We start from the raw sequence: 9,418 nt of genomic DNA on the forward strand, positions 1-9,418 counted from the left end.
GAGGAATGAGCGTGCGAGTCGGCACAGCCGCGAAGGAAAGGCGAGTTCCGTGAGAATCGTGGTGGCGCACAACCGGTACCGGGAAGCCCAACCCTCCGGCGAGAACACCATCGTCGACTCGGAGATCGCTCAGCTCACCGCCGCCGGCGTCGAGGTGCTGCCCTTCATCCGCAGTTCGGACGAGATCCCGTCGATGTCGAAGGCGGCGAAGGCGCTGCTGCCGATCTCGCCGATCTGGGCGCCGCGCGCCCAGCACGACCTGAGCCGGCTGCTCACCGAGCACCGACCGGACGTTCTGCACCTGCACAACCCGTACCCCCTGATCTCGCCGTGGGTGGTGCGGACCGCGCACCGGCACGGCGTGCCGGTGGTGCAGACGGTGCACAACTACCGGCAGGTCTGCTCGTCGGGGATCTACTTCCGCGACGGCGTGATCTGTCAGGACTGCAAGGGGCGGGCGCTGGGGGTGCCGGCGATCAAGCACCGCTGCTACCGCGACTCGGCGGCGCAGAGCGCGTTGATGGCGACCACCCTGGCCGTGCACCGGGGCACCTGGCGCTCGGTGGACCGGTACGTCGCGCTCACCTCGGCGATTGCCGACCACCTTCGCGACTACGGCATTCCGGACGAACGCATCGTGGTGAAGCCGAACTCCGTCCCCGACCCGGGTCGGCCGGCGCCGCTGGGGGACGGGTTCCTCTATCTGGCCCGCCTCAGCCCGGAGAAGGGCGTCGACCTGCTGCTGGACGCCTGGCGCCGGCACCCGGTGGGTTCGCTGGGCACGCTACGGGTGGCCGGCGACGGCGAGCTGCGCCACCTCGTGGAGGCAGCCGCCGCCGAGCGACCCGACGTGGTCTACCTCGGTCAGCTCGACCGGCTCGGCGTGCAGGCCGCCGTCGAGGCGAGCGCGGTGGTGATCGCCGCCGCCATGTGGCACGACGTGCTGCCCACCGTGATCATCGAGGCGTTGGCGAACGGCCGGCCGGTGCTCGGTACGGCGTTGGGTGGCATTCCGTACCTGGTCGGGGCCGACGCCCCGCACGAGCCCGCCGGAACCGGCCCGGCCGAGGTGGCCTCCGCGGTCGTCGACGGCGGGTCGCCCATGCCGGTCGGCATCGAGGTGGGCGAGGCCGGCTGGGTCGTCGCACCGGAGCCGGCCGCGCTGGCCGCCGCCCTACCGGTCGCCCGCGCCGGTGCGGCCGGACTGGCCGTGGCCGCCCGCGCCCGCTACGAGCGCATCTTCCACCCCGACGTGGTCACCAAGCAGCTCGTCGACGTCTACGCCGGGGTAGCCCGCACTCCCAACCGAGTCTGACCCTCCGTCCCGCCGCGCCCAGGCGGGCTGGCGCCCCCGCTCGCAAGATCCGCGCAACATCAGGGTTGTTGGGGTCTCCCGCCAACCGGAGGCAGCAACTTCGGGGAAGTTAAGCAGATCGTGCGCGGCCGCGCAGATCTTGCACGGCGGGGCGGGGCGAACACCGCACCATCGCGCCGATCTTGCACTTTCTGACGCCGATACCTGCGGAAATGACCGATATGCGGGGACAGAAAGTGCAAGATCGCGCGGTTGAGGCGGGGCGGGGCGGGGCGGGGCGGGAGTGGGAGTGGGTGTGGGTGTGGGTGTGGGTTAGCGGAGGGAGGCGCGGGCGGAGAAGGCGATGCTGGCCAGCAGGAAGCCACCGTTGACGATCGTGAACGCGACGAGCACCCAGAGGACCAGCGCGGGGGCCACGGCGAGCACCAGGGCGGCCACGAAGACCACCGCGCCGTAGTCGCGGACCAGCTTGACCAGCCGCACCGGCAGCGAGGTCGAGGTGACCATGCTGGCCGCGTTCGGGCCGGCCTGCATCACCGAGGTGACCAGGTTGACCATCCAGGTCCCGGCGAACGTCGCCACCAGCCAGGTCGGGGTGGACGGCTCCTGCGCCACGGCGGTGGCGGCCAACGCGGCGACCAGGGCGATCTGCGCCGCCACGTCGCAGAGCACGTCGATCCGGGCCCCGGCCGCGCTGCCCTGGCCGGTCACCCGGGCGAGCTGCCCGTCGGCGCAGTCCAGGGAGTACGCCACCTGCCAGCCGACCAGGGCGAGCAGGCCGACCACCCAGGCCGGGACGTCACCTGCGGCAACCGGGCCGGCCAGCGCCACCACGGTGACCGAGGTGGCCAGCCCGAGCACCAGGTTGGTGATCGTCAGCGCCGTCGGTCGCAGCCCGAGCCGCTGGGCGACAAGTGCGAAGACGGCACCCAGCCACTGGCTGATCGACTCGCTGAACAGGCCGCCGCCCCGGTTCACCCGGTGGAAGTCGGCGACGGTGGGACGGGGGTCAGCCAAGCTGGTCGCGGATTGCACCGGCGTAGTCTGCCAGCCGCTCCCGGGTCTCGGTAGGCGACAGCGCCAGGTGCTCCAGGATGGTGTAGCGGTCCGGTCGGGTACGCGGCGCGAACTGCACCGCCTCCACGAACTGGTCGTCGCTGAGCGCCACCTCGGCGGGGAGCCGGGGCAGACCGTGCCGGGCCAGGCAGGCCGACATCTCCCCGAAGCGGCGCAGGTCACCGCGCAGCCAGGTGCAGAACAGCGCACCCAGCCCGGCCAACTCGCCGTGTGAGGCGGTGCCGGGGAACAGCGCGTCGATGGCGTGCATGATCTCGTGGCAGCCGCCACTGCACGGGCGGCTGGTGCCCTCGATGGCCATGGCCAGGCCGCTGGAGATCAACGCGTCGGCCAGCACGGTGACGAAGGCGTCGTCGGCCATGTCGCCCGGGTGGTTGAGCACCGCTTCGGCACCGGCCCGGGACAGCGAGGCGGCGAGCCCGTCGAACGGTTCGACGCGTACCCGGCGGGCCAGTTCCCAGTCGGCCAGCGCGCTGATGTTGCTGATCACGTCGCCGATGCCGGCCCGGTTGTGCCGGTCCGGACCGCTCTCCACGAAGTCCAGGTCGACGATCACCGCGATCGGGATGTGCACGCCGTAGGAGCCCTTGAGCCCGTCGGTGATGAGGCTGGCCACCGGGGAGGCGATCCCGTCGTTGGCGAGACTTGTCGCCACCGACACCATCGGCAGGCCCCGGCGGGTTGCCGCGTACTTGGCCACGTCGATGGTCTTGCCGCCACCGATCCCCACGACCGCGTCGTACGACCGGGCGCGCAGTTTGCCACCGAGGTCGTCGGCGGCGTCCAGCGTCCCCCCGGAGACGGTGAAGACATCCGCCGTCCGCAGTGACGGTCGGATCAACTCCGCGATCTGGGTGCCCTGACCGGGGCCGACCACGACCGCGACGTCACCGCCGGCGGAGATCCGCCCGTCGGCCAGGATCGCGGCCAGGTCGGCCACCGCCCCCCGTCGCACGTCGATGTGCAGCGGGGTGAGGACGCTCCGAGCTAGTAGCGGCACGCGATCTCCCGCGCGCGGGCCAGGTCGGCGTGGTTGTCGACCTCGACCCACGGGACGTCACCGATCGGCGCCGCCCGCACCTCCCCGCCCCGGTCGGAGAACTCCTGGTAGCCGTCCTCGTAGTAGAGGTTCGGGTCCCGCCGCCAGGTCGCCTCCAGCGCGTCGGCGAGCGCGTCGGCGACCTGCGGCTCGATGAGCGTGGCGCCGATGTACTCCCCGTACGCCTCGCCCGGGTCCATGATCTTGGTGATGCGGGTGAGCTGGCCGGCGGCGTCGAAGGTGGTCTTCATCTCCTCCTCGGCCAACGGCTTGAGGGTGTCCACCGCGAGCAGGATGCCCGGCCCGCGCTCGGCCAACAGGGTCTTCTCGATGCTCACCGGGTGCACGGTGTCGCCGTTGACCAGCAGCACCCCGCGCGCGAAGTACTCCCGGGCCAGCCAGAGCGAGTAGGCGTTGTTCCACTCCTCGGCCTTGTCGTTGTGGACGAGGGTGAGCGTGACCCCGTACCTCTTCTCCAGGTCGGCCTGCCGCTCGCGGACCGCGTCGGCGGCGTAGCCGACCACGATCACGATGTCGGTGAGCCCGACCTCGGCCAGGTTGCCCAGCGCGATGTCCAGGATCGTCGTCTCGCCGTCCACCGGCACCAACGCCTTCGGCAGGGTGTCGGTGTACGGGCGCAGCCGGCGTCCCGCTCCGGCCGCGAGCACCATTCCGATCATCGCGACATCCTCCCTCGTCCTGCTCCCGGTCACCGCTGGAGGATAGCGCCGGCTGGCCTCGCCGCTGGGGCCAACCGGGTCAGCCGGGCAGCGCGGCCAGGTCGGCGAGCATGGTCAGCCGTTCGTCCGCGCCGAGCACGGAGTACGGGCCGGCGGCCCGTCGGTCGGTTTCCAGCTCGATGGCGAGCCGTTCGGGGCCGGCCGGCAGGGCGGTGATGCTGGACGCGGTGTGCCCGGCGGCGGCCCAGGCATCGGCGTGCGCGTCGGCGCGGTGGTAGCGCAGCGTGCCGAGCCGGTTGAGCAGCAGCACACCCGCAGGGGTGCCGTCCGGTTCGTAGGGGGGTGCCATCGCGGCGAAGGCCGAGCCGCCCCGGTCGCCCTTTTCGTCGGCCAGCACCAGGGCGTACGACAGCAGCCGACCGAGCAGCGCGACCAGCCGGGACACCCGCTCGTCGTGCCCGGCCCACAGTTCCTCGGTGACCTCCGCGTGCACCTGGTACAGCTCGGTGAGGAAGGCCGCGCCCCGCTCGGTGGCGGAGAGCGAGCCGTCCCGGCGGCGGTGGAGCATCCCGTGCGCCACCTGCTTGTCGACGGTCCGCCGGCAGACGACCGGGTCGTGGTACCGGGTGATCGCCGCGAACCCCGCCCCGTCGACCGTGCCGCCGGGTGCGGCCAGCCGGGTCCGCAGGTCGACAAGGAATCCTGTCGCCGTCACCCCGCCGTAGCGCTGGCTCAATTCAGCGCCTCCGCAGTCGCGGCCGGCCAGCATGCCGGCGCGGAAGACCCGGTCCACGGCCGGGGCGAGCAGCCCGGCGACGCGGTGCGGCGCCAACTCGACGGTGTTCACAGACCGATCGACCGCAGGGCGGCGAAGCCCTCCTCCGCGATCCGTCGGATCAGCCCGTCGTTGACGTCGCGGTGCTCGTCCAGCACGGCCGCCTCGTGCTCGGCCAGCCAGCGGAACTCGGTGTGCTTGCCGACCTCCAGCGTCGGGCGGTCCAGGTCACCGTCGACCCGGACCAGGAAGTCGTACTCGGTCCGGGCCAGGCCGTCGTCACCGACGTAGCTGTACTCGCCCACCTGGCCCAGGACGTGCGAGAGGACCCAGCCGGTCTCCTCGGTGATCTCCCGGCGCAGCGCCTCGTCGATGTCCTCGCCTGGTTCGAGGTGACCACCGACGATGTCCCAGCAGTCGGGGAAGAGGCGTCGCTGCGGTGAGCGGCGCTGGAAGAAGATGCGGCCGTCGTGGTCGACGATCAGCGCGCCGGCGCAGCGCAGGGGCTCGGTGGACACGGTCCGACAGTAGCGAGCGGCCGCTGGTACGGCGATGTTCGGTCTTGTCCCGGAAACATCCACGGACGACCATGTCCGTACCGGAGGCCACCGTCCCAAAGGAGTGATGTGTGATGCAGGTTCGGGATGCCATGTCCAGCCAGGTTCTCGTCGTCGGTCCGGAGCACACGCTCCGCCAGGCGGCCCGGATGATGTCGGCCCGCGGTGTCGGGTCGGCCGTCGTGATCGACCCGGACTCCGAGGGGGTCGGGATCATGACCGAACGCGACGTGTTGAAGGCCATCGGCGCCGGCCTGGACTGCGACGTGGAACGCACCGGGTCCCATCTGACCTGGGACGTGGTCTACGCGGGGCCGGAATGGACGGTGGCCGAGGCGGCTGCCGCCATGGCCCGTGGTGGTTTCCGGCACCTGGTGGTGCTGGATGGCCGCGAGGTCGCCGGGGTGATCTCCGTGCGGGACATCATGCGGGTCTGGTCGGAGAGTCAGGTGCCCGCCACGACCTGAGCCGCGGTCGGCACGAATTCCGTGCCGGCCCCTTCGGCAGGTGTGGCGGGCCGGATCGACGGGTAAGGATCCCGTGCGGGTGCGGAGGTGCCGTGGCCCGCGAGGGAGGGCCCGATGCGTGACGCGGAGCGCCTTGTCGAGCAGCAGTACGCCATGCTCCTGTCGCGGGACGTGGCCCGGCTACCTGACCTCTACGCCCCGGAGGCGTTCTACGCCATGCCGGGTGTGACGGTCCGCCCGATCGAGTTGCCCGCGCTGCTGCGTACCTGGACCGGTGCCTTTCCGGACCTGCGGGTGGACCCGATCGGCGCGGTCCGTACGGGCGCTGGGGCGGCCGTCGAGCTGCGCCTGACCGGCACTCACACCGGCACGCTGCACTCGCCGTACGGCACCGTCGCGCCCACCGGCCGGTTGGTGAGCTGGGAGGTGGCCGACGTGGTCCGGGCTCGTCATGGTCGGATCACCGCCTGGCGTTCCTACTTCGACTGGAGCCAGCTCCTCGACGCGCTCGGCGTGCAGTTTGAGGGACTTTCCCGGGTGGCGCACCACGACGCGCTCGCACTTCCGGTCTGATCTGTCGCCGACCGGTGGAGTCGGGTCACCCGTCCCGGTGGCTCAGGATGCGGACATCGCCGTGCCGTCCGCGCGTCCCCCGTCGCCGCCCGTACGCTCAACATCCATGACCGCCGAGCAGTTGATCTCCTTTGCCCGTGGGGCTCCCTCGCTGGACATCGTCGATGTCGAGGGGCTCAAGGCCGCCGCCGTCCGCGCCTTCGACGCCGACCCCGCGGGGGTCACGGCGTACGGCACCTCCGTCGGTTACCTTCCGCTGCGGAAGTGGATCGCCGACAAGCACGGCGTCCAGGCCGACCAGGTGCTGGTCACCAACGGGTCGCTTCAGGCCGACGCGTTCCTCTTCGACCACCTGGTCCGCCCCGGCGACGCGGTAGTGGTGGAACGCCCGACGTACGACCGGACGCTGCTCAACCTCCAGCGCATGGGCAGTGAGCTGCACGGCATCTCGGTCCAGCCGGATGGGCTCGACACCGCCGAGCTGCGCAAGTTGCTGGAGTCCGGGGTGCGGCCCCGGCTCGCGCACGTCATTCCGAACTACCAGAACCCGGCTGGCATGACGCTCTCGCTGGAGAAGCGTCGGGAGCTGCTCGACCTGGCCGCCGAGTACGAGTTCACGATCTTCGAGGACGACCCGTACGCGGACGTCCGGTTCCGTGGCGAGGCGCTGCCGTCGATGCTCTCGCTGGACACCCGCAACGTGGTGGTGCACGCGTCGAGCTTCACCAAGACGGTCTGCCCGGGTGTGCGGGTTGGTTACCTGGTCGGTTCGGCGGACCTGATCGCCGACATCGCCAAGAACGCGACGAGCCTCTACATCTCGCCGGGCATGGTGTCGCAGGCGATCGTGCACCAGTTCTGCGTCTCCGGTGACATCGACCGCTCGATCGAGACGGTCCGGGCGGCGCTGGGCGAGCGGGCCCGGGTGCTCGCCGAGTCGCTGCGCCGGCACCTGCCGCAGGCGCGGTTCGTGGAGCCCGACGGCGGCTATTTCCTCTGGGTCGAGTTCCCGGAGGACGTGCTCGTCGATCGGCTCGCCCCGGCGGCGGCCGAGCGTGGGGTCGCCGTGGTCAAGGGCAGCGACTTCGTGCTGGACGGTGGCCGGCACGCCCTTCGGCTGGCCTTCTCGGCGGTGACCGCCGACAAGATCGACGAGGGTGTCCGTCGGCTCGCCGAGGCCGTCGAGGCGGTCCGTACCTGAGCTGACTGTCGGGTTCCCGACAGAACGACGACGCCGGCCGCCTCGGGGCTCCCGCCTGGGGCGGTCGGCGGCCCACAATGCTGCGAGCGCCACCCACCAGCTGTTACAGAGGTCACTCGCGGCCTCGGTCGGCGGCGACCTGGGTGCCGCGGCAGCACAACCTCCCGCCCCCACAGGCGCCGGGTGGGCCGTGTCGTCCCCGCATACCCCCCGATGCGGCCCGGCCCGCCCGGCGCCGCCCCACGCGACCGCCGTCACACGTGACCCGTACCGCGGTCGGCGTAGCCTGCAAGCCGCAGCCGAGCGTGGGAGGTGACGCGATGACGGATCGCACAGAGCGGGACCGGACGGCACCGCCGACCACGGGTCGGGTGCTGCGGCCTCGGGCGTGGCCCTCCCCGGTCCGGGCGATGACCCGGATCCTCAACGCCGACGGGTCGCCGCCCGTGCCGGCGCCCACTGGCACCGACCGCAGCGCCGTGGTCGACTGCGCGCTCTACGTCGACGGCAAGCGGCAACCCGGCGACTGGACGTACGCCGACGCGCTGACCGCGGCCCGCCGCGAGGAACACGGCTTCGTGTGGCTCGGTCTGCACCAGCCAGAGTTGTCCGAGATGACCGCCATCGCGGAGACCTTCGGTCTGCACGAGTTGGCCGTCGAGGACGCGGTGAAGGCCGAGCAGCGCCCGAAGCTGGAGCGGTTCGGCGACGTTGTCTTCCTGGTGCTGCGTACGGCGCGGTACTGCGAGCACGCCGAGTTGACCGAGAACTCCGAGGTCGTGGAGACCGGGCAGGTGATGCTCTTCATCGGCCCGAACTTCGTGATCAGTGTTCGGCACGGGGATGCCTGCCGGCTCGCCCCGATCCGCGCCGACCTGGAGACCAAGCACGATCTGCTGCTGCACGGCCCGTGGGCGGTGGCGTACGGGGTGACCGACCGGGTGGTCGACCTCTATCTGGAGGTGGCCGACCAGATCGAGGACGACCTGGACATGCTGGAGGCCGAGGTCTTCGACCGGCAGGGCCACGGGCGGATCCAGCGGATCTATCAGATGAAGCGGGAGTTGGTGGAGTTCAAGCGGGCGGTGGTGCCGTTGCAACGGCCGCTGATGACGCTTACCTCCCAGGTCAACCGGGACGTGCCCAAGGAGATCCGCAAGTACTTCCGGGACGTGCAGGACCACCTGAGCCGGACCGTGGAGCAGGTCAACTCCTACGACGACCTACTCAACTCGATCCTCCAGGCGCGGCTGGCCCAGGTCACCGTCGACCAGAACAACGACATGCGCAAGATCGCCGCCTGGGCCGGTATCGCCGCGGTCTGGACCGCTATCGCCGGCATCTACGGGATGAACTTCGACAACATGCCCGAGCTGAAGATGACGTACGGCTATCCGGTGGTGTTAGCCCTCATGCTCGGCGTCTCACTGGCCCTCTACCGCTGGTTCCGCCGCAACGGCTGGCTCTGACCGCGCTTCGGTAGCGCCCGGACCACTCCGCCGCCCGACCAGCGCCGTGATCCACTCGCCTTTCATGAAGTCGCGGCATCCCGCGCACCTGGACACCCCGATTTCATGAAAGCCGAGTCGATCATGCGAGGCCCGCGTCCGCGCGAGCCCGGCGTCCGCGCGAGCCCGGCGTCCGCGCGAGCCCGGCGTCCGCGCGAGCCCGGCGTCCGCGCGAGCCCGGCGTCCGCGCGAGCCCGGCGTCCGCGCGAGCCCGGCGTCCGCGCGC

Annotated in this window: 10 protein-coding genes; 5 read left to right on the plus strand and 5 right to left on the minus strand. The window is 71.3% G+C overall.

The window, feature by feature from the left end; all coding sequences use genetic code 11:
* The first annotated feature begins 49 nt into the window (after window positions 1–49).
* The gene (locus ACFYPM_RS14980) at window positions 50–1,315 is read left to right on the plus strand and encodes a glycosyltransferase (protein ID WP_387196099.1); all 1,266 of its coding nucleotides are present in this window, start codon (window positions 50–52) and stop codon (window positions 1,313–1,315) included.
* Between the two features lie 312 nt (window positions 1,316–1,627).
* Here the strand turns inward: ACFYPM_RS14980 and ACFYPM_RS14985 are convergent, their stop codons facing one another.
* The 5 genes from ACFYPM_RS14985 to ACFYPM_RS15005 all read right to left on the minus strand — a co-directional run bounded on the left by ACFYPM_RS14985 (window position 1,628) and on the right by ACFYPM_RS15005 (window position 5,404).
* Complete coding sequence (locus ACFYPM_RS14985; protein WP_387196102.1) at window positions 1,628–2,350, minus strand: CDP-alcohol phosphatidyltransferase family protein; 723 nt, start codon at window positions 2,348–2,350, stop codon at window positions 1,628–1,630.
* Entirely contained in the window at window positions 2,325–3,392 is a 1,068-nt protein-coding gene (locus tag ACFYPM_RS14990; protein ID WP_387196105.1) for an iron-containing alcohol dehydrogenase family protein, read from the minus strand. Before ACFYPM_RS14990 ends, ACFYPM_RS14985 begins: the two co-directional genes overlap by 26 nt.
* Window positions 3,380–4,111 carry a sugar phosphate nucleotidyltransferase gene (locus ACFYPM_RS14995; RefSeq protein ID WP_112583845.1) on the minus strand — a complete coding sequence of 244 codons (732 nt, stop codon included), beginning with the start codon at window positions 4,109–4,111 and terminating at the stop codon, window positions 3,380–3,382. Before ACFYPM_RS14995 ends, ACFYPM_RS14990 begins: the two co-directional genes overlap by 13 nt.
* Before the next feature lie 79 nt (window positions 4,112–4,190).
* On the minus strand, window positions 4,191–4,958 hold the full coding sequence (locus ACFYPM_RS15000; RefSeq protein ID WP_387196108.1) for a hypothetical protein: 768 nt from the start codon (window positions 4,956–4,958) through the stop codon (window positions 4,191–4,193).
* Entirely contained in the window at window positions 4,955–5,404 is a 450-nt protein-coding gene (locus ACFYPM_RS15005) for an NUDIX hydrolase (protein ID WP_387196111.1), read from the minus strand. Before ACFYPM_RS15005 ends, ACFYPM_RS15000 begins: the two co-directional genes overlap by 4 nt.
* A gap of 113 nt (window positions 5,405–5,517) precedes the next feature.
* Here ACFYPM_RS15005 and ACFYPM_RS15010 point away from each other — a divergent pair, with 113 nt between their 5' ends.
* From ACFYPM_RS15010 to corA, 4 genes are all read left to right on the plus strand, one after another.
* A complete protein-coding gene (locus ACFYPM_RS15010) occupies window positions 5,518–5,910 on the plus strand; it encodes a cyclic nucleotide-binding/CBS domain-containing protein (protein ID WP_387196114.1) in 393 nt (130 codons plus the stop codon).
* Window positions 5,911–6,024: 114 nt separating this feature from the next.
* Window positions 6,025–6,483, plus strand: coding sequence for an ester cyclase (locus ACFYPM_RS15015; protein ID WP_387196117.1), 459 nt, complete (start codon window positions 6,025–6,027; stop codon window positions 6,481–6,483).
* A 106-nt stretch (window positions 6,484–6,589) separates the two neighbouring features.
* Window positions 6,590–7,684: a PLP-dependent aminotransferase family protein gene (locus tag ACFYPM_RS15020; RefSeq protein WP_387196120.1), complete on the plus strand. Its 1,095-nt coding sequence runs from the start codon at window positions 6,590–6,592 to the stop codon at window positions 7,682–7,684.
* Window positions 7,685–8,004: 320 nt separating this feature from the next.
* Window positions 8,005–9,153, plus strand: a complete 1,149-nt coding sequence (corA, locus tag ACFYPM_RS15025; RefSeq protein ID WP_387196123.1) for a magnesium/cobalt transporter CorA — start codon at window positions 8,005–8,007, stop codon at window positions 9,151–9,153.
* The last annotated feature ends 265 nt before the right edge of the window (window positions 9,154–9,418 follow it).

Source organism: Micromonospora sp. NPDC005203 (assembly GCF_042872705.1).
Classification (GTDB): domain Bacteria; phylum Actinomycetota; class Actinomycetes; order Mycobacteriales; family Micromonosporaceae; genus Micromonospora.